The sequence below is a fragment of the Rhodococcus xishaensis genome, assembly GCF_004011825.1.
Classification (GTDB): Bacteria; Actinomycetota; Actinomycetes; order Mycobacteriales; family Mycobacteriaceae; genus Prescottella; species Prescottella xishaensis.
The window spans coordinates 365,705-388,592 of the sequence record NZ_RKLO01000002.1 but is presented as its reverse complement, the minus strand read 5'-3'; the positions used below and the strand labels follow the sequence as shown (position 1 = coordinate 388,592).

Below are 22,888 nucleotides of genomic sequence, written 5' to 3'. Positions count from 1 at the left end.
CTGGATCTGATCAGGCCAGGTCGCGGGTCAGCTCCGCGAGGCCGCCTTGCGAATCGACCCACTCCCGAAACTGGCGCATTCCGGTCGCGCGGTCGACGACGGGTGTGTAGCCGAAGTCGCGTTCGGCTGCACTGGTGTCGAATGTCGCCGAGCGCGTCATCAGTGCGAGCACGTACATCGACAACGGCGGCGAGTAGCGAGCCGCAAGGTACGGGAGCGTCCACACACGGTCGAGGACCTTCACGATCGCCGACACCACACGCGGGTTCACGCTCTTGTCGGGCAGGGTGAACCCGAACTCTTTCGCGACCTCAGCCATGTACGGCCAGATGTTGGTGATCTCGGCGTCGGCGATGAAATACGCCTTGCCCCCGATGGCCTCGCCAGCGGCACTGTCGGATCTGGCGGCCTTGATAGTCGCGTCGACGATGTTGTCGATATGGCACAGCGAGGCGTACACATCGCGGCCGCCGGATAGATTCGGTAGCTTTCCAGCCCGCGCGCGGCCGAGGAGCCGGACGATCGGGCCCGATCGGTCGCCGGGACCCCAAATTGCTCGCGGACGCAGCGCGCAGGTAGTGAATCCGTCACCGTTCGCGGCCAGCACGAGCTGCTCGGCCGCGGCCTTCGTCTCCGAGTACAGGTTGAGAAACCTGGTGGGATAGGGAGCACTCTCGTCAAGGTTGATTTGGTCGCCGCCGTCGTAACTCATCAGCGCACTTGGGCTCGAGATGAACACGAAGCGGCTGGCTCCGTTGGCCTTCGCCGCGTCGAGCAACACCCGGGTTGCGTCGACGTTCTCCCGCTCGAATTGGGCGCGGGTTCCGCGCTCGTCGACGCGAGCAGCACTGTGGACGACGACGTCGACGCCGAGGGTGGCGGCTTCGAGGGACGCAGAATCGGTGAGGTCTCCGTACAGGATCCGCATCCCTGATAGGTCACCGAGGTCGACGAGGCGGCTGGTCGGCCGCACGAGGATGGACACGTCCCAGTCGCCGTCGTCGGCGAGGCGCCGGGCGAGCCGGCCGCCGAGGAACCCGGATGCTCCGGTGACGAGGATCTTCACGCGGAGTTCTCCTTCGTGGGTGCCTGGGTGGTCCGCCAGGTCATGCCGAACACCATCGTCAGGGCGGCGGTGGCGACCGGAGACCGGTGCGGTCCGGCGGCACGGACCGCGGCTGGTACCTGGACGGCATGCCCGACGGTGCTGAGGAACGCATCTATCCACCACGCCGCCCGAGCCACGGGATGCTCGAGGGGCCGGCCCCGGGCGGAACGGATCGCGCCGTAGGCGAGGTACACCCAGCCGGCAATCGGAACCGCTCTCAGCAGTACAGGTTTCATCGGGTGACCTCCTGGTGCCGGTCGAGTTCGGTGGTGGCCCAGACGGCGAGCTGTTCGCGGCCGATCTTGGCGTTGTGGCGGATGTCGACGGGGAAGCGTGGATGGATAAGAACAGCGTCGATACCGGCAGTGAGCGGGTTCTCGGTGGCGCGTGCCCGTACAGCCTCGATCGTCGCATCGCGATCTGCGCCGGAGACGAGTTCGACGCAGAGCACGGGCCGCTGATGGGGACGCGCACCGACCCCGACGAGCGCGGTGCGCGCGACGCCTTCGACAGCGCTGAAGATCTGCTCGACTTGCACCGGGTACAAGACACCAGACTCGGTATGGACACGCTGCGATTTGCGCCCACAGAACCAGATTCGGCCATCGGGGTCGATCCATCCGAGGTCACCCGTGCGATGCCAGACCTGGTCTCCGTCGCTGATCTTTCCGGTCAAGTTCGCCACGGCGGGCCAGAAGTAGCGGGTGCTGACATTCGGGCCGTGGACCACGACCTCCCCCACCCCGCCGTCCAGCGGTTGTACCTGGCTCCACCTTGGCAACGGGTCATCAACCGCGGCGATGACGCGCACCTCGACACCGTCGACCGGGCGGCCTATGCAGGTCCCGTCGCCGACGCGGGCCCGCTCGTTCAATCCCGTGAGCAGCTCCCGGGACTCGATCGACGATATCGGAATAGCCTCGGTCGCCCCGTAGCCGGCGTGGACCTGGGACTCGTCTGGCAGCACGTCGCGCAGCCCGGTGATGACGCTGTCAGGGACCGGAGCGCCACCGGAGAACACCGCTCGGACCGAGGGCATCGTCCATTTGTGTGTGCGGGCATGCTCGAGTAGCGGTCCGAGCACGGCGGGGGAGGCGAACAGTGTGGCCACATCGAACCGGTTGATCGCGTTGACCACGTGCAGCGGGTCGGTATCACCAACCTGGCTGGGAATCAACGGTGGCAGAACAATTCGCGCGCCGAGCAGTAGGTAGAGCATGCCGAACATCGGGAGGGTCACCAATGCGGTCTCGTCCTCGGTGGCCTCGGTCATCGACTGCGTTTGCGCGAGCATCGCCTCGAGGTTCCCGTGCGTGAGTTCGACCGCCTTCGCCGGTCCGGTCGAGCCGGTGGTGAACGCGATCATCAGCAGGTCATCGGCGGCGGGCACCGGCTTCCGTGGCTGCGCGGGGCGGTTTGGGGTGCGACCCGTGGCGGAGAGGGTGCGGCCACCCCACGCCCAGCGCCGCCCGACCGTGACCGTGGCTCGCACGTTTCGGAACACACGCCGGAACAGCACCCGTACGGCGTGAGCCTGAGGGATCCCGATGAACGCCTGAGGGTCGACGGCGGCCAGACACCGCAACATCGGCCGTAGGCCCATCCCCGGGTCGATGACCACGGGAACTGCACCAGCCTTGAACAGTCCGAACAGGATTGCGTACAGCTCAGGGCCCGGGTTGACGAGCACGATCGTGCGTGTGCCGTCGGAGATGCCGTCAGCGGCGAACTGCTCAGCCAAGGCATCGGACCAGGAGTCCAGTTCGGCGAAGGTCAGGTCCTTGTAGTCGGGCAGGGCAGTGTTCGAACCGTCGGCGAAAGTCACCGCGGCCGCATCGGGTCGGCGGCGAGCGGTATCTGGCAGTCGGTCGTGCCAGGAGGTGAGACCGGGGGCGGTCATTACGCCGCCCGGCCCGGGATCTGGTACACCACCGCCGCTGCACTGGGACCGGAGCCGGCCGCAACGAATAGCACGCTGGTCGCGTCCCCGATCCGGCCCGCCGCCGCGGCGTGGTGGTACGCCAGTGTCAATGCGGCGGTATGCAGGTCGCCGCTGAGCGGCCCCTCGGGAGCGTCATCGAGAGCGCGGATGCCGAGCTTGGATGCCAACGCAGCCTGGAAGTCCGGGGTCGGCCGCGAGGAGATCAGAATTGTGTTTGCCGGGTCGACCTCCGCTCCGCCGAGTGCCGCGGAGGCGGCCGAGACCGCCGCGTCGAGGACACGCACCTCGAAGCCATCGTCGCGGGCCACGGTCATCGCCGAACGCCCAGTGATTCCCATCGTGCTGCTGTCGACGAATCCCTCGACCGCGGAGGCGCCGTCCAGGAGATCGACGTGCACCGGCCCGAATCCCTCCGGTCCGTCTACGTGTTCGAGGAGCATCGCCGCACCCGCGGACGTGTAGGGGAAGTCCTGCGGAGCGCCCGAGCCCGTCATCGACGGATGCGTATCCCCCGACACGATGAGAACACGCGCGGTCGTACCGGTCTCGAGGAGCCCGGACGCAACCTGCACAGCGTTGAGAACACCGCACGCACCGTTCATCAGGTCGAAGGAGAACGACCGCGGATCGGTCTCGCCATAGTCGAGGCCGATCCCTGCCGCCTTCTGGATCAGTGCAGCGATCGCCGGTTCGACCGTGTTCGAGTCCCGATAGGTCCCGGTATTGATCAGCACTCCGACCTCTTCGGGCCCGACCTTCGCGGTCGTGAGGGCAGCCCGGGCCGCCCTCGAGGAGTGTTCGACGATGCTCGCCGTGTCCGTGTTGTGGCTGGCACCGGTAGCGGTGATGACGACACCCATATCAGGCCTCCAAGCTCGAGATCGTGGCCGACAGATACCCGGTGACCACGCCGGACGCGGCGGGCACCATCAGCACCTTCGAACCGGGTGGGATGTTGCGCTGCCGTAGATGGTCCCGAAGGACGACGAAATGCGAGGTCGAGGACGTGTTTCCGTACTTCTCGATGACGTTGAGCGGCGGCGGCATCGGCTGAGCGAATTCACGTTCGCCCAGCCCGTTGAGGAACGCCACCGCGGAAGCGCCGAACTGGTGGTGGATGACGTAGTCGAAATCTTCGTCGGCAAAGGTGCGGCCACGTTCCGCCAGGAAGGAGCGCTGGCTGTCGGTCCACAACTTGAACCGGTCCTCGTTGTGCATCCGCCGGTTGTCGGTATAGAGGGCGATGCCCTGGGAGCGGTCGCTCGGCTTCCCGATACACGCGTCCGAGTACTCCGACGCGGTCATCATTTCGACGTAGTGGATCCGGTCGCGCTCGTCCTCTGATACATCGATGATCACCGCACTGCCGGAATCCCCGACCGACAACGACGCGAACTGCGGATCGTAGCCACCGGTCAACTCCTTGACCGCAGTCTCGGCGATCGGGGTGATCGCTTCCCCACTGACTACCATGCCGTTTCGGATGATCCCGGAACGGATCATCCTGTCCAGCAGGAATGTCCCCGTGAGCATGCCGGCGCAGGCATTCGAGACGTCGAAGTGAATCACCTGCCGTGCGCCGAGTTCCTTCGCGATCATCGACGCGAAGGACGGCTCGAAGTAGAACTTCTCCCCGTCCTTGCTCCTGGTGATCGACACCGAGACGATCGCATCCAGGTCCTCGGCGCGGTAGCGGGACCGGGACAGGCAGTCGCGAGCCGCATTCATCGCGAGCGTGAACGAGTCCTCGTAGTTGTCCGGCGACGTGGCTCGCACACGGCGCTCACGAACACCGGTCACTGCTGCGAAGTCGAAGCTCGGCTTCTCAGCCAGACGTTCGATCAACTCGTCGGTGGTCACCGCCCGCTCTGGTAGATACCCGCCGATCGCTTCGAACCGGGAATGCGTCAATACTCACCCCTCAATTGAGGCCGATCACAACCGCTTCTAGCCGTGTCGGCGCAATGTGTGAAGTCCCCCACGGAATCTCGTCATCCGCGTGTGGGCAGAAGATCGCGTGACCGGAACCTTACGTGGGTATCCGCTTCTGTGCTCACTCCCGCGACGAGGAATCTACAGGCTTGATCACGTAAGCGACAATGCCGTCAATCCAGGCTGCACCCGGACAGTGGCACCCCGTTGAGTCGATCGAGCAGGTAACTGATCGCGCTGTCGGGACCGTAACCGTCGATGTACGCCGGAGCCAGATGATTCGGAAGGGCAGCTCCGGAAAGTATCGGGGGCAGAGCGTTGGTACGGAAGGTGACGGTCGCACCCTGGGCGCACCAGTCCTCGGCGAGCTGCCGCGCCTGGCCGTAGGGCACGGTGTCGTCATTGAGCGCGCTGGTGATCAGGACCGGACTCGACGGGGCCACGGTGCCGATGCGCTGTTGTCGGAGCAGTTCGACGGCGTCGGGGATCTCGTCCAGGTGCTCGAGCAACGGGCGGCCGTCGATGGTCAGGTCACCCGACTGCATGAAAGGGTGCTTGACCATCACGTCGGCGATGCACGAGTCGCTTAGGGTCTCGAGAAGTTCCTTGCCCGCAGGCGTGACCAGTTCGTCTACATACTGGCGCATCTCCGGGTTACGTTCCGCGAATCCGTTCACCGCGTATCCGACAGCACCTCCGATGAGATTACCGTCGTCGATCACGGGGAGAACCGACATGAGATCCGCAGTCGGAGCCCCGGCCCATGTGCCGTAGAGCTCGAGTTCCGGCGCATAGGCCGGCTGCATCTCCGCCGCCGCCGCGACGGCACCGCCACCCTGTGAGAACCCCCAGAACACCACCGGCGCCGACGGGCCCGAGTCGGCTAGCGCGTTCGCAGCCCGGGCAGCGTCGAGCACTGCGTGCGCCTGCTCGACCCGATTCGCGTACGTGTGTATCCCGGGCGTGCCCAGCCCTATGTAGTCGGTCACGAAGACGCGAGCGCCGAGAGCACTCCACGTCGTCGCCGACACCAACTCCTGGTTCGCGGACAACGACAACTGCGCCGGATCGGCATACAAGCCGGTGGAGAACGCCACGGACATCGCGCACTGGTCCCCTTGCCCGGCGGTGCCGGGAGCAATCACGACAGTCGGCCGGTCCCCGTCGCCTTGCCAGGGATGGACGGAGTCGATGAAGGTGCCGGTGACTGCGACGGGGTCGCCGTTCTGCGTCAGTGAGGTGTACATGACCTTCTCGGCGGCGACGGGCCATGCCCCGTCCGAAGCGGGAACGGTCGCGAGGATCGCCATGGGTTCGGTTCGAACCACCGCTCCCGGCGTCGCATCAAATTGCGATGGAGGAATGTAGAAATCGTCAACCGATGTCGCGCCGGCCGACGAGACGAACACCGAAGTCCCCACTGTCACGGCCGCGCAAGCCATCATGACCATGGCCCCCAGACGTTTCTTCCGGCTGATTCCTAACTGTCGCCGCATTCTCGAGACCCTCCCTGGATACACACCTCTGGCTCGCGTTCCGCCGACCGGAGCGCAGCCCGAACCCCCGCCGAACGAGTTACCGGACCGTAGCAGAAGGGCAGTGACGGTCATCACACGGAGCCCAGAAGTAGGTTTACCCAGGCGAGAAGGAGCCGGTCGATTGCCGTCGGCTCCGGATTCCAGGGGCCCGCGGGCCCGCCGACTGCGGGGATCCCTAGCCGCTGTTCCGCAACGCGGTGGCCAGTCCGTTCATCGTCAATTGGATTCCCCGACGAACACCGACGGAATCCTCGCCGCTGCGGTAGCGGCGCAGCAGCTCGACCTGCAGGTGGTTGAGCGGCTCGAGGTATGGGAAGCGATTGTGCACGGACCGATCGAGCGCTGGGTTGTCCCAGAGCAGGTTGTCGTGACCGGTGACTGCACGGTACATCGCGATGGTGCGCGCGTGTTCCGAGGCGATCTTGCCGAACACTTCCTCACGCAACGCTACGTCGGTTACGAGCTCGGAATACCTTGCGGCCAAACCCATGTCGGACTTCGACAGCACCTGCGCCATATTGGACAGCACCGTCCGGAAGAACGGCCACCGCTCGTACAGATCAGTCAATGTCGCGAGACGATCCGCGTCGCCGCCGACCCACACCTCGAACGCGGTGCCGGTGCCGTACCAGCCGGGCAACATCACTCGTGCCTGGCTCCACGACAGCACCCACGGAATCGCGCGCAAATCCGAGATGGACTCGGTCGGTTTGCGTGAAGCCGGGCGGCTGCCGATATTCAGGGCACCTATCTCCGCGACCGGAGTGGACGCCTTGAAGTAGTCGACGAACCCTGGCGTGTCGTGCACGAGGTCGGCGTAGGCAACGCGGGCGATTTCAGCGAGCTCGTCGAGAATCGCGTAGGCAGGCGCGGCGCCGTCGCCGAGGCCCTCGACGTCGAGGAGGGTCGACTCCAGGGTCGCGGAGACCAGGGCCTCGAGGTTCCGGCGCGCAGGGCGTGGCTCGGCGTACTTGGCTGCGATGATCTCGCCCTGCTCGGTGATCCGCAGCGACCCTTCCACCGCACCCGGCGGCTGCGCGAGAATCGCGTCGTAGCTCGGGCCACCACCGCGTCCAACCGTGCCGCCGCGACCGTGGAAGAGCCGCAACCTGATTCCTGTCTTGCGTGCCGCTCTGACCAGATCCAGTTCCGCTCGGTACAGCGCCCAGTTGGCGGCGAGGTAGCCACCGTCCTTGTTGGAGTCGGAGTACCCGAGCATCACCTCTTGGCATTCGCCCCGGTTTGCGACCAACGCTCGGTAGATCGGCACTTCCAACGTGGCGGTAAGAGTTTCTGCCCCGTGTCTCAGGTCGTCGATGGTCTCGAACAGGGGGACGATGCCCACAGCGCAGGTGGGGCCTTCTCCGCCGTCCGGGTCGAACAAGCCCACCTCGGCGAGCAGGATCGCGACCTCGAGCATGTCGCTGACGGAGTCGCACATACTGATGATGTAGTTCGGGACGGCCTCGGGCCCGATCCGCTCCACGGCATCCGCCGCCGCTCGCAGAATACCCAGTTCCTTCGTCGTCAACTCGCTGAACTCGGCGTGCGGGCCCGCGAGCGGACGACGGGTGGCGAGCTCGTCGGCGAGCAATCGCACCCGCTCGTCCTCCGTCAACGAGTGGTAGTCCGGGTGTACTCCAGCCCATGCGAGCAATTCCGCGACCACCGTCTCGTGGACCTCGGAGTTCTGCCGCATGTCCAATCCGCACAAATGGAATCCGAAGACCTCCACCGAGTTTCGTAGCCGGGCCAGCCGATCATCTGCGACGGTAGCGTCGCCGTGGGAACGCAGCGATGCGTCGATGATCTCGAGATCCCGCAACAACTCTGCCGGCAGGGCGTACCCCGGAAGGTCACCGTCGACAGCGTGGGTCGGCCGATGTCCGAGGATCCGGGCGGCCGACGCGGTCAGTCGGAGCCGCAATCCGCGAACCGCGCGACGGTAGGGTTCGTCCGCTCGGAACGCCGAATGGTCCCCGGACGCGTCGGCGAGCCGGTTGAGATCGTCTGTAACCGACACCACTCGCGCCGACATCGGCAGTTCCCGCTCGAGCGTCTCGAGTTCGCCGAGGTGGTGTTCGAGTACGGTCTCCGCGGCACGGTGGGCCGCCCGCCTGACCACGTCGGGAGTGACGAACGGGTTCCCGTCCCGGTCGCCGCCGATCCACGATCCCGGCTGCAGCATCGGTGCCGACAGCACGTCGGTGTCCGGCCAGCGCGACCGCAGCGCATCGCGCAATTCGGCGTTGATCTGGGGCACAACGTCGAACAGCGAGGCGTCGTAGTACCGCAGCCCCACTTCGATCTCGTCCTGGATCCGCAAGCGGTGCAGGCGAATCAGTGCGGTCTGCCACAGCGTGAGGATCTGGCGGCGCAGTTGGAGGTCCACAGCCCCCGTCTCGACCGGGTCCCCCGACACCCACTCGCGCTGTCGCATCAGCTCCGTGATCCGGTGCTGCGTCTCGAACACGGTCCGCCGCCGGGTCTCGGTCGGGTGTGCGGTGATGACCGGCGCCACGAGCGCACCCGCGAGCGCCCGAGTGGCCGCAATAGGGTCCAGGCTCGCCGCGTCGAGCTTCGCGTACGTGGCAGCCAGGCTGCTGTCCTGCGGCGGTTCCCCCGCCCGCACGTGGATCGCCCGACGACGCTCACGGTGAATGTCCTCGGCGACGTTGGCGAGCAGCGCGAAGTGGCTGAACGCGCGAATCACCGGGATCGCATCCACGGTGTCGACCTGCGCGAACATCTCCGCCAACTGTGCCCGGTCGATCTCGGACCTGCGGACCCGGAACGACTCGACCCGCGCTCGCTCCACCAGCGCGAAGATGTCGTCACCTGACTGTTCGCGGACGATCTCGCCGAGGATTCCACCGAGCAGACGGATGTCCTCCCGGAGAGGTTCGGCAGCGGCCCGCATCTCAGCAGACGACAGGGCGCCAGGCGACGACGACACAGGGATCCCGGTCATCACCCAATTATCGAACGACGCGCGGTCGGACGCACGTCACGGACGTGCGCCGGGTGCTCTGGAGGCTGCCGGACCAGCAGCGTTAATCGCCTACGCCGTGGCCCGCCCTCGTCAGCCGAACTTGATCTCGAGCCCGATGCCGAGGATGGCGATCACCCAGATCGCAGCCGTGAAGATCGTGACCCGGTCCAGATTCTTCTCGACGACGCTGGACCCCGCCAGACTGGACTGGACGCCGCCACCGAAGAGGCTGGACAGACCGCCTCCCTTGCCGCGGTGCAGCAGGATCAGCAGAATCAGCAGCAGACTGGTGATCACCAGCAGGATGTCCAGGAACAGTGCCATTTCGGTATTCGCTGCCCTTCACGCACGACGGATTCGGCCACTAGCCCGACCAGCTTACCTGTTGACACCGAGAAACCTGCATCAGCCGGGCTGTTCCGGCAAATCGTCCCGTGGTCAGCGCCGGCCTCGACGGTACAGAAAGCGGAACGCGGGGCACCCGGCCCTTCTCGGTCACGGTGCCCCGCGTTCGTTCACTCGACGTTGCCTTCCGTCGCGGTAGCAACATCGGCCGTTCTTGCGGCAGCAACATTCGCCGTTGTCACGGCAGCAACATTGGCCGTTGTCACGGCAGCAACATTGGCCGTTGTCACGGCAGCGGCCCGCCGGCAGCGATCGCCGACAGGGTCGCGAACTCGTCCGCCTTGAGCGATGCGCCGCCCACAAGGGCACCGTCCACGTCGCCCTGACCGACGATCTCCCCGACGTTCTTGGCGTTCACCGAACCGCCGTACAGCACCCGGACAGTGGCAGCAATCTCCGGAGAAGCGAGCCGAGCCAACTCCTCGCGCACCGCCTTGCATACCTCCTGCGCGTCGGCTGCAGAGGCCACCTTGCCGGTGCCGATGGCCCACACGGGCTCGTAGGCGACGACAATGTTGGAGATGTCGTCGGCCGACAGCCCCGCAAGGGAGCCACGGAGCTGCGCGATGTTGTACGCGACGTGCTCACCCGCCTCGCGGATGCCCAGACCTTCACCGATGCACACTATCGGTGTGAGCCCGTTCTTCAGCGCCGCCTTCGTCTTGGCGAGCACCGTCTCGTCGGTCTCGCTGTGCAACGTGCGCCGCTCGGAGTGGCCGACCACCACGAACGTACAGCCCAGCTTGGCCAACATCGAACCGCTGACCTCACCGGTGTAGGCGCCGGAGTCGTGGGGCGAGACGTCCTGCGCACCATAGGTGAGGAGCAGTTTGTCGCCCTCGACCAGGGTCTGCACACTGCGCAGGTCTGTGAACGGCGGAATCACCGTCACATCGACCTGCCCGAAGTACTTCGCGGGCAGCGAGAACGCGATCTTCTGCACCAGAGCGATGGCCTCGAGGTGGTTGAGGTTCATCTTCCAGTTGCCGGCGATCAATGGCTTCCGTGCCATGCCTCAGTCCTCCTGCGCGGGATCTTCGAGTGCCGCCCGAGTCTCGAGAGCACTGATGCCGGGCAGGGTCTTGCCCTCGAGGTACTCGAGGGACGCGCCTCCACCGGTCGAGATGTGCGAGAAGCCGTCCTCGGGCAAGCCCAGCAGACGGACCGCCGCCGCCGAGTCGCCACCACCGACGACGCTGAACGCGCCCTTGCCGGTGGCCTCGATGATCGCTTCGGCGACACCCTTGGTTCCCGCCGAGAACTTCTCGAACTCGAACACGCCCATAGGGCCGTTCCAGAACACGGTCTTGGCACTGGACAGGATCGCGGCAAAGCGCTTCACCGATCGCGGACCGATGTCCAGGCCCATCCAGCCGTCAGGAATGTCGAGCACTGAAACCGTTTTCGACTCGGCCTCGGCCGAGAACGAGTCGGCGACCACCACGTCCCGCGGGATGTGAATGACGTCCGCGTACCGCTCGAGCAGGCCCTTGCAGGTGTCGATCATCTCTTCCTGCAGGAGCGAGGAGCCGACCGACACCCCCTGCGCTGCAAGGAAGGTGAAGCACATGCCGCCACCGATGACCAGGGTGTCGACCTTGGGGGCCAACGCCTCGATCACGGCAAGCTTGTCGGACACTTTCGAACCACCCAACACCACCGCGTAGGGGCGCCCAGAGTTGTCCGTCAGCCTCGCCAGCACGTCGACCTCGGCCGCGACCAGCGTGCCGGCGTAGCACGGGAGCAGCTTCGCGACGTCGTAGACCGACGCCTGCTTGCGGTGTACAACTCCGAAGCCGTCCGAGACGAACGCCCCGTCGCCGTCCACGAGGTCGACGAGTGCTCTCGCGAGAGCTTCCCGCTCGGCATCGTCCTTGCTGGTCTCACGCGGATCGAAACGGATGTTCTCCAGCAGGAGCACATCACCGTCCGTCAGGCCCTCGGATCGCGCCAGCGCATCCTGCCCGACGACGTCGCCGGCAAGTTGAACGTTGCGGCCGAGCACCTCGCCGAGCTTCACCGCGACCGGGGCCAGCGACAGCGCCGGATCGGGCTCGCCTTTGGGGCGGCCGAGGTGTGCCATGACGATGACCTTGGCGCCGGCCTCGGCGAGCGCCGAGATGGTCGGTGCCGAGGCGACGATGCGACCGGGGTCGGTGATCTCGCCGCCATCCAGCGGGACATTGAGGTCCGAGCGCACCAGCACGGTGCGGCCCTCGACGCCCTCGTCCAGTAGGTCCTTCAACGTCCGGACAGGAGGGGAGCCTGCGGGCGCAGTCACGGGTTCCACTCCCCTCAGAGGGACTTGGCGACGAGGCCGATGAGGTCGACGAGACGGTTGGAGTAGCCCCACTCGTTGTCGTACCAGGACACGATCTTGGCCTGGTCCTCGATGACCTTGGTCAGCCCGGCGTCGAAGATCGACGAGTGCGGGTCGGTCACAATGTCCGCCGACACGATGGGCGCCTCGGTGTACTTGAGGATGCCCTTGAGCGGGCCCTCTGCGGCAGCCTTCATCGCGGCGTTGATGTCGGCCACGGAAGCGGACTTGCGCAGGTCTGCGGTCAGGTCGGTGACCGAGCCGGTGGGGATCGGAACTCGCAGCGCATAGCCGTCCAGCTTGCCCAGCAGCTGCGGGAGGACCAGGCCGATGGCCTTGGCGGCGCCGGTGCCGGTGGGGACCACGTTCAGGGCGGCGGCGCGAGCCCGACGGAGGTCCTTGTGCGGACCATCCTGCAGGTTCTGATCCTGCGTGTATGCGTGAACCGTGGTCATCAGGCCCTTCTCGATGCCGAACTCGTCATCGAGAACCTTGGCGATGGGGCCAAGGCAGTTGGTGGTGCACGACGCGTTGGAGATGATGTTCTGGCTGCCGTCGTACTTGTCGTCGTTGACGCCCATCACGATCGTGATGTCCTCGTCGGTGGCCGGCGCCGAGATGATGACCTTCTTGGCACCCGCGTCGAGGTGGCCTTTGGCCTTCGCCGCGTTAGTGAAGATTCCCGTGGACTCGACGACAACGTCGACACCCAGGTCTCCCCACGGCAGCGCCGCCGGGCCTTCCTTGACCTCCAGGGACTTGATCCTGGTCTCGCCGACAACGATGGTGTCGTCGCCGTCGAGCGAGACGTCGTGCGGCAGACGACCCAGGATCGAGTCGTACTTGAGCAGGTGAGCCAGACTCGCGTTGTCCGTGAGATCGTTGACTGCCACGATCTCGATGTCGGTGGTGCCGAGCGCCTTCTGCGCATCAACCGCCCTGAAGAAGTTTCGTCCAATACGACCGAAGCCGTTGACGCCTACCCGGACCGTCACAATTAACTCCTTTGCCCATCTATTTCTGGTGTGCCAGTTTTCGCCCGCGCTGAATCCCGCGAGCACGTTGATGCCCACGGCGATCGAACCGAAACGCGGGACTCCTCGGTCGATGTGGCTCCCACCCTAGTGCTCCTGCCCTAACCCCTGCGCAGCTGACCCGGCCACCGAGTCCGGGAGTGGTTTCCGACAGCTCCAGCGATACCGTTTCGCGATGTGGGTGTACTGCCCACGGACGTTGATCAAGCGATTGACGGGACCGTTCCCGCCGATGGCGGAGTGTTGTCGGCGGGGTGTGCGTATGCAGCCGTCCCGGCAATACTGCCCGGCGGGCGTGTTGTGACCACAGACGCGCTGCTGCCCCGGCCCGAGTGGGACCGGGGCAGCAGCTCGCTCTCGCTCAGGGTGTGGCGAAGAACTCCTCAACTGCCGGCCGGGCATTGGGATTTCCCTCATCGATACCGATGACAACACCCGCAATTGTGCCGATGGCGGTGCCGAGTATGCAGCCCGCGAAGATGTTCGGGAAGATCGACAGGCACCCGACAATCATGCCGACGTTTGAACCGATCAGTACGGCGGGCAAGCCCCCGTTGTTCCAGCCGATGTTGATCTCGGTGGTCATGTTGTCGAAGGCGTCCTGTTTGGCGTCGTTACCCGGGAAGAGCTGCTCGGCCGCCTGGCTGTTGCCGTCGGGGGTCGGGGTCAGCAAAGGCTGAGACCAGTCGATTCCCTGGGGCGCGGGATCGGCTCCCTGGGGTGTGGGCTCGGCGTGCGCCGTTGCAGCACCGACGACCACCGCACAGGCGACCAATACGGACAACGTCAAACTTCTGAAGAGTTTCATCGAATTCCCACCATGTCGTAGTGCGAACACGGACCTCACCTGAGCCCACCGAACATCTTGTGCGTGGACCATATTCGCTGGAAACCGAACGGCTACATGAATATGTGGGTGCGCAGTGATGCCCCCGTGTCGCAGCTAAGTCATAGGCCTCCCGGAATCGCGTCCCGCAGTGAGATGGAACCGTCGGGGGCCCGCCGCAGTTACTCGACCGCTAGAGCGCCCGTAACCCGCCTTCTCTTGCCATCTTCCCTCGCGGGTACCCCAGTTTTCGGCATTTCTGCAAAACGCTTGTGAAATGGGGTCCATCACGATCAAGGCGGTAGCGGCGTCACGTCCTGTTGTCCGGGTAGCGGGTCGAGAGCTTGCGCCAGAACATCACTCGGCGACAGGCTTCGACCCCTCACGCGTCGACTCCGGTCGAACCGCCCGATACCGGACGCGAGGGTGCGCGTACGTTGTTCTGAGCCGCCCCGTCGTCGAAAGAGGCGAGGCGCAGTAAATGTCGAAGGAGAAGCGGTGTCCGAAGATCTACACGTGCAGGAGTTCTGGCGCCGTCTCGGGCTGCCCGGAATCATTGACGTGCACACCCATTTCATGCCCGCGAACGTGATGGAGAAGGTGTGGCGCTACTTCGACTCGGCCGGGCCGCTGACCGGCCGTCATTGGCCGATTCACTACCGGCACGATGAGGATGTCCGCGTCGAGCAGCTCCGGAGGTTCGGTGTTCGACGTTTCACTTCGATGATTTATCCACACAAGCCGGACATGGCTGCGTGGCTGAACCAATGGTCGGCTGAGTTCGCGGCACACACACCCGACTGCCTGCGGACATCGACGTTCTACCCGGAGGAGTCCGCGGCGACGTATGTAGCGGACGCGATCGAGTCGGGTACTCGGGTCTTCAAGTCGCATATCCAAGTGGGCGACTATTCGCCCAACGACCCGCTCCTCGACCCGGTATGGGGACTGCTGGAGGAGTCCGGCGTCCCCGTCGTCATCCACTGCGGCTCCGGTCCTGCGCCCGGCAACTACACCGGCCCTGAGCCGATCTCAGAGTTGCTGGGGAGATATCCCGGATTGCCTCTCATCATCGCCCACATGGGCCTCCCGGAGTATCGAGACTTTCTGGAGCTGGCTGCAAAGTATCCCAACGTCTACCTCGATACGACCATGGTGTTCACCGATTACTCCGAAGAGCTATCGCCCTTTCCACGTGATCAGGTGCAACGACTCGAAGACCTGCAGGATCGCATCATGTTCGGCAGCGATTTCCCCAACATTCCGTATCCGTATCTGGAAGCGCTGAACGGGCTTACCCGATTCGACCTCGGCGAGGCGTGGTTGCGGGCGGTGTGCCACGACAACGCGGCGCGGCTGTTCTCGATCGAGTGAGGGTCCCGTTCGGAGCGCTCACGCCTCGTCGAGCAACTCCGGGGTGACCGCCGATTCGGTGTCGGGGATTCCGAGCTCTTTGGCTTTGCGATCGGCCGTCGACAGCAGTCGGCGGATCCGTCCCGCGACCGCGTCCTTGGTCATCGGAGGGTCGGCAAGCTGACCCAGTTCCTCGAGCGACGCCTGCCGATGCTTGACACGCAGCGTGCCTGCCGCCGCGAGGTGGTCCGGGACGTCTTCGCCGAGGATCTCGAGAGCACGCTCCACCCGTGCCGCGGCCGCGACAGCTGCGCGTGCCGAACGCCGCAGGTTGGCATCGTCGAAGTTCGCGAGCCGGTTCGCCGTCGCCCGCACTTCGCGCCGCATCCGGCGCTCCTCCCACGTCAGACGGGTGTCCTGCGCGCCCATCCGGGTGAGCAGGGCACCGATCGCTTCACCGTCGCGCACGACCACGCGGTCGGTGCCGCGGACCTCGCGGGCCTTGGCGGTGATACCGAGCCGCCGCGCCGCTCCCACGAGCGCGAGTGCCGCCTCGGTGCCGGGGCAGCTGATCTCGAGCGCCGAGGAACGACCGGGTTCGGTCAGGGATCCATGAGCTAGGAACGCGCCCCTCCAGGCCGCCTCGGCGTCGCCGACACTGCCGCCGACGACATGCGCGGGGAGACCGCGGACGGGTCGCCCGCGCATGTCCAGCAGCCCGGTCCGGCGGGCCAGCGCCTCACCGTCCTTCGCGACCCGCACGACGTAGCGCGAGCCCCTTCGCAGACCGCTGGCACTGAGGACGTGCACGTCGGAGTGATAGCCGTAGAGGTCGAGGATCTCGGCGCGCAACCGGCGCGCGATCGATCCCAGATCCACTTCGGCCTCGACGACCACACGACCGCCCACGATGTGCAGGCCGCCCGCGAACCGGAGCAGCGAGGACACCTCCGCCCTCCGGCAGCTGACCTGCGTCACCGCGATTCTGCTCAGCTCGTCCTTGACCTCGGCTGTCATTGCCACGAGGCGCTCTCCCTTCCCCCGACCGTCCGTTCCGCAGTGTTGTCATTCCCGCCGTTGTCAATCCCGCCGTCGTCAATCCCACCGTGTGCCTCGACCAGCCTGGCTTCGACCCGCTCCCGCACGGCGAGACGCTCGAGGACGGCAGCGAGTTTTCCCGCGTGATGCTTGTGACTGCCGTCCTCGGCGACGTCCGCATAGACGACCTGCGCGCCGAGTTGTTTCGCTGCGCGGCAGACGTGGTCGCGTTCAGGGCCCACCGGCACCGATGCCGAATCGACCACTATGTGATCCACCCGGAAATCCGGCGCGTGCTGGCACAGCACGTGCAGATGGCGCTCGGCGGAGAACCCGGCGGTCTCCCCCGTCTCCGGCGCAAGGTTGAGAATCAGCACCTTCCGTGCCGGCGAGCGCATCATCGCATCGAGCAGCTCAGGGACCAGGACGTGTGGAATCACGCTCGTGAACCAAGACCCGGGCCCGAGCACGACGACGTCGGCCGTCTCGACCGCGTCGACCGCGTCGGGGCAGGCCGGTGGGTTGGCTGGGAGCAGTCGCACCCGCCGAACCTTGCCGGGCGTCGTGGCGACCGCGACCTGGCCGCGGATGCAACGACTGACCCGGGGATCGGACTCGAGCCCGACGACGTCAGCCTCGATTTGGAGCGCGACCGGCGACATGGGCAGGACCCGGCCCTCGATCTCGAGCAGCCGCGCGACCGTGTCGAGGGCAGCGACGGGGTCACCGAGCACCTCGGTGAGGCCGGCGAGGATCAGGTTGCCGACGGAGTGGCCGGCGAGCGCGCCGGTACCGCCGAAGCGATGCTGGACAGCGTCGGTCCACGACTGGACATGCGGTTCACGCCCAGCCAGTGCGGCCAGCGCCATCCGCAGGTCACCGGGTGGGATGACCCCGAGTTCGTTGCGCAGTCGACCCGAGGAGCCACCGTCGTCCGCGACGGTCACCACGGCGGTGACGTCCGAACTCAGGCGCCGCACCGCGCTGAGCGTCGCGTACAGGCCGTGGCCACCACCGAACGCGACGATTCTCGGCACACAACCGTCACCGCTGCGTCGCTCGTCGCTCATTCGCGCCCCACATCGCGGTGGACGACACGGACGGCGAGGCCATCTTGCATCCGCAGTCGTGCCGCGAGCTCCTCCGACATGGCGACGCTCCGATGCTTGCCGCCGGTACACCCGACCGCGATCGTCATATAGCGCTTTCCCTCCCGGCGGTATCCCGCCGTCGTCAACTCCAGCAGGCGCAGGTAAGTGCCGAGGTACTCCTCGGCCCCGTCCCGTGACAGCACGTAGTCCCGTACCGTCTCCTCGAGGCCGGTGTGCACGCGCAATTCCGGGACCCAGTACGGATTCGGCAGGAACCGGACGTCGCACACCACGTCGGCGTCCATCGGAAGCCCGTGCTTGAACCCGAAAGACTGCACCGTGACTTGGATCTCGCCGCTGGCCTCGCCGCCGAACGCGGTCTCGATCTTCTCACGCAACTCGCGAACCGCGAGGGACGATGTGTCGACAACGAGGTCGGCGGCAGCTCGCACTTGGGCCAGCTTCACGCGCTCGGCGGCGATCCCGTCGGACAAGGTGCCTTCTTTGGTGTCACTCTGCAGCGGGTGGCTACGCCGTACGTGCTCGAACCGACGGATCAGAACCGAATCGTTCGCCTCGAGAAACAGCACCCGCATCTGAACGGGCATCTCCTCGAGCTCAGCGACGACTCGACCGAGATCGCCCGAGAACGGGCGGCTGCGGACGTCGAGCACGACGGCGAGCCGACGGATCGGTGGATCGGATTCGACGCCGAGGTCGACCATGCGCGTGATCAGTTCGGGTGGCAGATTGTCGACGACGTACCAGCCGAGATCCTCGAGGACCTTCGCGGCCGTACTGCGCCCGGCTCCCGACAACCCCGTGACGAGCGCGACCTCCATGCCGCCCTCGTCCCGCTTCAGTTGGTCGTTCACTCGCGACTCTGTCCTGTTCGTTCTGTTGCGACGGTGCCCGTCACATCATCCCCTACTGTCGGCTCTCGCGCAGCGACATCCGACCCAGCGTTATCTTCCACGCCTGCGGCGCCGAGGGCACTCAGCACTGCGCGGGCGGTCGCGACACCGACACCGGGCACCGCGGTGATCTCCTCGACGGTCGCATTGCGCAACCGGGCTACCGACCCGAAGTGCTTGACCAGCGCCGTACGCCGCGCCTCCCCGAGACCACGCACCGAATCCAACGCGGACGCCGTCATACGGCGCGACCGCTTGCTGCGGTGGAACGTGATCGCGAACCGGTGTGCCTCGTCGCGGACTCGTTGCAGCAGGTACAGCGACTCGCTTGTCCGAGGCAGGATCACCGGGTTCTCCTCGCCCGGCACCCACACCTCCTCGAGGCGCTTGGCCAGGCCGATGACCGCGACATCGGTGATGCCGAGTTGATCGAGCACTTCAGAAGCTGCCGCGACCTGCGGGGCGCCGCCGTCCACGACGAAGAGGTTCGGCGGGTAGGCGAATCTGCGCGGCCGACCGGTCTGCGGGTCGAGCGCCGACTCGGGCGACAGATCGCCGCCGTCGCCCTCCAGGGCGCCCCCGGCCGCAGCATCACGGTTGTGCCGCAGGAACCGGCGGCGGGTCACCTCGGCGATGCTTGCGACGTCGTCACTGTGCCCGTCGCCGGCCGCCTCCTTGATCGCGTAGTGCCTGTAGTCGGACTTGCGCGGAAGTCCGTCCTCGAACACGACGAGCGAGGCCACGACGTCGGTGCCCTGCACGTGACTGATGTCGACGCATTCGATTCGCAGCGGCGCAGAGTCGAGGTCGAGCGCTTCCTGGATGCCCTGCAGCGCTGCCGATCGTGACGTGAAGTCGCCGGCTCGCTTGAGTTTGTGTTGCGCCAGTGCTTCTTTCGCGTTCCGCTCGACCGTCTCGGCGAGCGCCTTCTTGTCGCCGCGCTGTGGCACCCGCAGCTTCACCGCGGATCCGCGCAGCGTCGAGAGCCAGTTCTGGATCTCGACCGTGTTGCGAGGCAACACAGGCACCAGGACCTCGCGGGGGACGGTGTTGGCCGGTTCGGACTGGCCTGCCACGGCATCGAGGGCAGCCTGTTCACCGTAGAACTGGGTGAGGAACTGTTCGACCAGGATCGCCAGTTCGGTGTCCGGTCCGGTGTCGCTGGAGTCGGCGCCGTCCTCGAGTACGGCATCGCGTTCGATGACGTCGCCGGCCTTCTCGACGACCCAGCCGCGCTGACCGCGCACACGGCCGCCGCGGACGTGGAAGACCTGCACGGCGACCTCGAGCTCGTCGGACGCGAACGCGACCAGGTCGGCGTCGGTGCCGTCACCGAGGACGACGGCCTGCTTCTCGAGCGCCTTCTTCAGCGCGCCGACATCATCGCGCAGGCGCGCTGCGGTCTCGAAGTCGAGTTCCTCGGCCGCCTCCTGCATCCGCGCCTCGAGTTGGCGTACGAATCGGTCGGTCCGCCCGGCGAGGAAGTCACAGAAGTCGGCGACGATCTGCCGGTGTTCGTCTGCCGTCACCCGACCCACGCACGGGGCCGAGCACTTGTCGATGTATCCGAGCAGGCACGGCCGCCCGATCTGATTGTGTCGCTTGAATACTCCTGCAGCGCAAGTGCGGGCCGGAAAGACCCGCAGCAGCAGGTCGAGCGTCTCCCGGATGGCCCACGCATGCGAGTAGGGGCCGAAGTACCGAACACCCTTGCGGCGAGGCCCGCGATAGACGAACAGTCGGGGGAACTCCTCGTTCAACGTCACCGCGAGCACCGGGTACGTCTTGTCGTCCCGATAGCGGACGTTGAACCGCGGATCGAACTCCTTGATCCAGTTGTACTCGAGTTGGAGCGCCTCGACTTCGGTGCTGACGACGGTCCACTCGACACTGCCGGCAGTGGTGACCATCTGTCGGGTCCGTGGATGCAGCGAGGAGACGTCGGCGAAGTACGAACCGAGCCGCGACCGAAGGCTCTTCGCCTTGCCGACGTAGATGACCCGCCCGTGTGGATCGCGGAACTTGTAGACCCCCGGTTCCACCGGGATGGTTCCGGGCGCGGGACGATACGTCGAAGGATCAGGCACGATTCAAGGCTAGTCGGCGATGCCGACGGTACTCATTCGGCGCGCGAGACTCATTCGGTTCGGGAGCCGGTGTACTTCGCCTCGAGTTCACGGAACCTACGGACCGCATGGACGGCGTGGTCGCCGTCATTGAGTTGGATCGCCATCACCGGCACGTACTCGTCGTCCGGCAACTCGATGCGCGCCCACGGGGCACCCTCGGGGAAGGACAGACCACGGTCCAGATCCCAGTCCACAACACGCTCACCGAGGACATTGCGCACGCCGATGCCCCGCGGGCCCACTCGCAGCCGCGGACGGGTCAACATCAGGACCCCGCCCGCCAGCAGGAGCCCGATCGCGGCCATCGCGAACTGGTCGATAACGCGGAAGTAGACGCCCGTGGCGGACGTCCGCAGCAGCACCGCAAGGGCGATGTGCACAACCACCAGGACACCGGCGGCGGCCATCGCGTATCGCGCCGACTTCCTCGATCGGACCTCGAAGTCCCACTCGTCGCGGTGATCGCTCATCGAGACGCCGACCCCGCCCTCTTGCGTCGAAGCTCGGCCAGCGTGACGGCGGCATCGATCGCCGCGGCACACGCCTCACCGCCCTTGTCCTCGACCGAGTCGGGCAACCCCGCCCGGTCGAGTGCCTGCTGCTCGTTGTCGGTGGTGAGCACTCCGTTGCCGACGGGCGTCGACTCGTCGAGAGAGACCCGGGTCAAGCCCGCGGTCACCGCGTCGCACACATACTCGAAGTGCGGCGTGCCGCCGCGGACCACAACACCGAGCGCGACGACCGCGTCGTGCGACTTCGCGAGTTCCTGTGCGACAACGGGCAGTTCGATCGCGCCGGCAACCCGGACGAGGGTCGGCTCGTCGATCTGTGCCTGCTTGGCGACACGCTTGGCGCCGGCGATCAGCGCCTCGCTGATCTGGGTGTGCCACTGGCCGGCCACGATGGCCAGCGTGAGGTCCTTCGCCATTCCGAGCTGCAGGTCGGGGCGTCCGACCCCGCTCACAATGCGTCCCCGCGCTCGAACTCGTCGAGACCGATCAGGTCGTGGCCCATGCGGTCGCGTTTGGTGCGCAGATAGGTGAGGTTCTCGGCATTGGCGCGCAGCGGCATCGCAACCCGCTCGGTGATCTGCAGCCCGTAGCCGTCCAGGCCGACCCGCTTGGCGGGGTTGTTGGTCAGCAGGCGCATGGACCTGATGCCGAGATCGACGAGGATCTGCGCGCCGATGCCGTAGTCCCGCGCATCGGCGGGCAGGCCCAGCTGCAGGTTGGCGTCGACCGTGTCGGAGCCCGCGTCCTGGAGCTGGTAGGCCTGCAGTTTGTGCATCAGACCGATGCCCCGGCCCTCGTGGCCGCGCATGTAGAGGACCACACCGCGGCCCTCCTGCGCGACCATGTCGAGCGCAGCATCGAGCTGTGGGCCGCAGTCACAGCGAAGCGAGCCGAAGACGTCTCCGGTGAGGCACTCGGAGTGCACGCGTACGAGCACCTCACGGCCGTCGTCCGAGGCGATGTTGCCACGGACGAGGGCGACGTGCTCGACGTCGTCGTAGATGCTGCGGTATCCCACGGCGGTGAACTCGCCGTGTCGCGTCGGGATCCGGGCCTCGGCGACTCGCACGACATGCTTCTCGTGCTTGCGACGCCACGCGATCAGGTCGGCGATCGAGATCATGGCAAGGCCGTGGTCGTCGGCGAACACACGCAGCTCATCAGTCTTGGCCATATGGCCCTCGTCCTTCTGGCTGACGATTTCGCAGATCACACCGGCCGGCCGCAGATCCGCCATGCGGGCCAGGTCGACGGCGGCCTCGGTGTGGCCCGGGCGACGCAGGACGCCGCCCTCCTTCGCCCGCAACGGCACGACGTGGCCGGGACGGGTGAAGTCTTGGGCACCGGTGGTCGGGTCGGCCAGCAGACGCATCGTCGCGGCCCGATCCGACGCCGAGATTCCGGTACCGATGCCGTCACGAGCATCGACCGTGACCGTGTACGCCGTTCCGTGTTTGTCCTGGTTGGTCGCGTACATCGGCGGGAGACCGAGCCGGTCACAATCCTCGCCGTCGAGCGGGACGCACAGGTAGCCCGAGGTGTAGCGCACCATGAACGCCACGAGTTCGGGGGTGGCCTTTTCCGCTGCGAAGATGAGGTCGCCCTCATTCTCTCGGTCCTCGTCGTCGACGACCACGACCGCTTTACCTGCGGCGATGTCGGCGACTGCGCGCTCGATACTGTCGAACCTGGTCACGTGCTTGGGCTCCAAAGTGTTGAACGGGTCTGCTCGAGTATGCCCCGGTGCATCTGCT

20 protein-coding genes are annotated in these 22,888 nt (G+C 66.1%); 1 reads left to right on the top strand and 19 read right to left on the bottom strand.

The features are described from left to right. Positions 1-10: 10 nt before the first annotated feature. The 12 genes from EGT50_RS06225 to EGT50_RS06170 all read right to left on the bottom strand — a co-directional run bounded on the left by EGT50_RS06225 (position 11) and on the right by EGT50_RS06170 (position 14,109). Positions 11-1,066, bottom strand: coding sequence for an NAD-dependent epimerase/dehydratase family protein (locus EGT50_RS06225; RefSeq protein WP_127951703.1), 1,056 nt, complete (start codon positions 1,064-1,066; stop codon positions 11-13). Beyond that, on the bottom strand, positions 1,063-1,344 hold the full coding sequence (locus EGT50_RS06220) for a hypothetical protein (RefSeq protein ID WP_127951702.1): 282 nt from the start codon (positions 1,342-1,344) through the stop codon (positions 1,063-1,065). Before EGT50_RS06220 ends, EGT50_RS06225 begins: the two co-directional genes overlap by 4 nt. After that, positions 1,341-3,008 carry a fatty acid CoA ligase family protein gene (locus EGT50_RS06215; RefSeq protein WP_127951701.1) on the bottom strand — a complete coding sequence of 556 codons (1,668 nt, stop codon included), beginning with the start codon at positions 3,006-3,008 and terminating at the stop codon, positions 1,341-1,343. Before EGT50_RS06215 ends, EGT50_RS06220 begins: the two co-directional genes overlap by 4 nt. Continuing rightward, positions 3,008-3,910: a beta-ketoacyl-[acyl-carrier-protein] synthase family protein gene (locus tag EGT50_RS06210; RefSeq protein WP_127951700.1), complete on the bottom strand. Its 903-nt coding sequence runs from the start codon at positions 3,908-3,910 to the stop codon at positions 3,008-3,010. Before EGT50_RS06210 ends, EGT50_RS06215 begins: the two co-directional genes overlap by 1 nt. A gap of 1 nt (position 3,911) precedes the next feature. After that, a complete protein-coding gene (locus EGT50_RS06205; RefSeq protein WP_127951699.1) occupies positions 3,912-4,961 on the bottom strand; it encodes a 3-oxoacyl-ACP synthase III family protein in 1,050 nt (349 codons plus the stop codon). A 194-nt stretch (positions 4,962-5,155) separates the two neighbouring features. Beyond that, entirely contained in the window at positions 5,156-6,478 is a 1,323-nt protein-coding gene (locus tag EGT50_RS06200; RefSeq protein ID WP_127951698.1) for a lipase family protein, read from the bottom strand. Between the two features lie 217 nt (positions 6,479-6,695). After that, positions 6,696-9,491, bottom strand: a complete 2,796-nt coding sequence (gene ppc / locus EGT50_RS06195; RefSeq protein ID WP_127951697.1) for a phosphoenolpyruvate carboxylase — start codon at positions 9,489-9,491, stop codon at positions 6,696-6,698. 111 nt (positions 9,492-9,602) lie between these two features. Next, the gene (secG, locus tag EGT50_RS06190; protein ID WP_127946996.1) at positions 9,603-9,836 is read right to left on the bottom strand and encodes a preprotein translocase subunit SecG; all 234 of its coding nucleotides are present in this window, start codon (positions 9,834-9,836) and stop codon (positions 9,603-9,605) included. Between the two features lie 307 nt (positions 9,837-10,143). Further along, complete coding sequence (gene tpiA, locus EGT50_RS06185; protein WP_127951696.1) at positions 10,144-10,929, bottom strand: triose-phosphate isomerase; 786 nt, start codon at positions 10,927-10,929, stop codon at positions 10,144-10,146. 3 nt (positions 10,930-10,932) lie between these two features. Beyond that, complete coding sequence (locus EGT50_RS06180) at positions 10,933-12,198, bottom strand: phosphoglycerate kinase (protein ID WP_127951695.1); 1,266 nt, start codon at positions 12,196-12,198, stop codon at positions 10,933-10,935. Positions 12,199-12,212: 14 nt separating this feature from the next. Then, positions 12,213-13,232: a type I glyceraldehyde-3-phosphate dehydrogenase gene (gene gap / locus EGT50_RS06175; protein ID WP_127951694.1), complete on the bottom strand. Its 1,020-nt coding sequence runs from the start codon at positions 13,230-13,232 to the stop codon at positions 12,213-12,215. Positions 13,233-13,632: 400 nt separating this feature from the next. Further along, a complete protein-coding gene (locus EGT50_RS06170; protein ID WP_408014605.1) occupies positions 13,633-14,109 on the bottom strand; it encodes a hypothetical protein in 477 nt (158 codons plus the stop codon). Between the two features lie 486 nt (positions 14,110-14,595). On the opposite strand from EGT50_RS06170, the gene EGT50_RS06165 reads away from it, so the two are divergent. After that, positions 14,596-15,471, top strand: a complete 876-nt coding sequence (locus tag EGT50_RS06165; protein ID WP_127951693.1) for an amidohydrolase family protein — start codon at positions 14,596-14,598, stop codon at positions 15,469-15,471. Between the two features lie 18 nt (positions 15,472-15,489). On the opposite strand, the gene whiA is transcribed toward EGT50_RS06165, so the two are convergent. The 7 genes from whiA to EGT50_RS06130 are packed head-to-tail and all read right to left on the bottom strand — an operon-like array spanning position 15,490 to position 22,830. Beyond that, positions 15,490-16,467 carry a DNA-binding protein WhiA gene (gene whiA / locus EGT50_RS06160; protein ID WP_206615769.1) on the bottom strand — a complete coding sequence of 326 codons (978 nt, stop codon included), beginning with the start codon at positions 16,465-16,467 and terminating at the stop codon, positions 15,490-15,492. Then, positions 16,464-17,558: a gluconeogenesis factor YvcK family protein gene (locus EGT50_RS06155; RefSeq protein ID WP_127951691.1), complete on the bottom strand. Its 1,095-nt coding sequence runs from the start codon at positions 17,556-17,558 to the stop codon at positions 16,464-16,466. The genes whiA and EGT50_RS06155 overlap by 4 nt, the downstream gene beginning before the upstream one ends. Beyond that, positions 17,555-18,421 (bottom strand): RNase adapter RapZ, encoded by an 867-nt coding sequence (gene rapZ / locus EGT50_RS06150; RefSeq protein ID WP_127952234.1) that lies wholly within the window; start codon positions 18,419-18,421, stop codon positions 17,555-17,557. The genes EGT50_RS06155 and rapZ overlap by 4 nt, the downstream gene beginning before the upstream one ends. A gap of 29 nt (positions 18,422-18,450) precedes the next feature. Next, positions 18,451-20,580 carry an excinuclease ABC subunit UvrC gene (uvrC, locus tag EGT50_RS06145; protein ID WP_127951690.1) on the bottom strand — a complete coding sequence of 710 codons (2,130 nt, stop codon included), beginning with the start codon at positions 20,578-20,580 and terminating at the stop codon, positions 18,451-18,453. 50 nt (positions 20,581-20,630) lie between these two features. After that, complete coding sequence (locus EGT50_RS06140; protein WP_127951689.1) at positions 20,631-21,092, bottom strand: PH domain-containing protein; 462 nt, start codon at positions 21,090-21,092, stop codon at positions 20,631-20,633. Continuing rightward, positions 21,089-21,586 carry a 6,7-dimethyl-8-ribityllumazine synthase gene (ribH, locus tag EGT50_RS06135; RefSeq protein ID WP_127951688.1) on the bottom strand — a complete coding sequence of 166 codons (498 nt, stop codon included), beginning with the start codon at positions 21,584-21,586 and terminating at the stop codon, positions 21,089-21,091. The genes EGT50_RS06140 and ribH overlap by 4 nt, the downstream gene beginning before the upstream one ends. Next, positions 21,583-22,830: a bifunctional 3,4-dihydroxy-2-butanone-4-phosphate synthase/GTP cyclohydrolase II gene (locus tag EGT50_RS06130; RefSeq protein WP_127947007.1), complete on the bottom strand. Its 1,248-nt coding sequence runs from the start codon at positions 22,828-22,830 to the stop codon at positions 21,583-21,585. The genes ribH and EGT50_RS06130 overlap by 4 nt, the downstream gene beginning before the upstream one ends. Between the last annotated feature and the right edge of the window lie 58 nt (positions 22,831-22,888).

Bases quoted from the DNA above. Each gene is read 5' to 3' on its own strand.
- EGT50_RS06220 (WP_127951702.1), bottom strand. From the start codon at position 1,344: ATGAAACCTGTACTGCTGAGAGCGGTTCCGATTGCCGGCTGGGTGTAC.
- EGT50_RS06215 (WP_127951701.1), bottom strand. From the start codon at position 3,008: ATGACCGCCCCCGGTCTCACCTCCTGGCACGACCGACTGCCAGATACC.
- EGT50_RS06210 (WP_127951700.1), bottom strand. From the start codon at position 3,910: ATGGGTGTCGTCATCACCGCTACCGGTGCCAGCCACAACACGGACACG.
- EGT50_RS06200 (WP_127951698.1), bottom strand. From the start codon at position 6,478: ATGCGGCGACAGTTAGGAATCAGCCGGAAGAAACGTCTGGGGGCCATG.
- ppc (WP_127951697.1), bottom strand. From the start codon at position 9,491: ATGACCGGGATCCCTGTGTCGTCGTCGCCTGGCGCCCTGTCGTCTGCT.
- secG (WP_127946996.1), bottom strand. From the start codon at position 9,836: ATGGCACTGTTCCTGGACATCCTGCTGGTGATCACCAGTCTGCTGCTG.
- tpiA (WP_127951696.1), bottom strand. From the start codon at position 10,929: ATGGCACGGAAGCCATTGATCGCCGGCAACTGGAAGATGAACCTCAAC.
- whiA (WP_206615769.1), bottom strand. From the start codon at position 16,467: ATGACAGCCGAGGTCAAGGACGAGCTGAGCAGAATCGCGGTGACGCAG.
- EGT50_RS06155 (WP_127951691.1), bottom strand. From the start codon at position 17,558: ATGAGCGACGAGCGACGCAGCGGTGACGGTTGTGTGCCGAGAATCGTC.
- rapZ (WP_127952234.1), bottom strand. From the start codon at position 18,421: ATGGAGGTCGCGCTCGTCACGGGGTTGTCGGGAGCCGGGCGCAGTACG.
- EGT50_RS06140 (WP_127951689.1), bottom strand. From the start codon at position 21,092: ATGAGCGATCACCGCGACGAGTGGGACTTCGAGGTCCGATCGAGGAAG.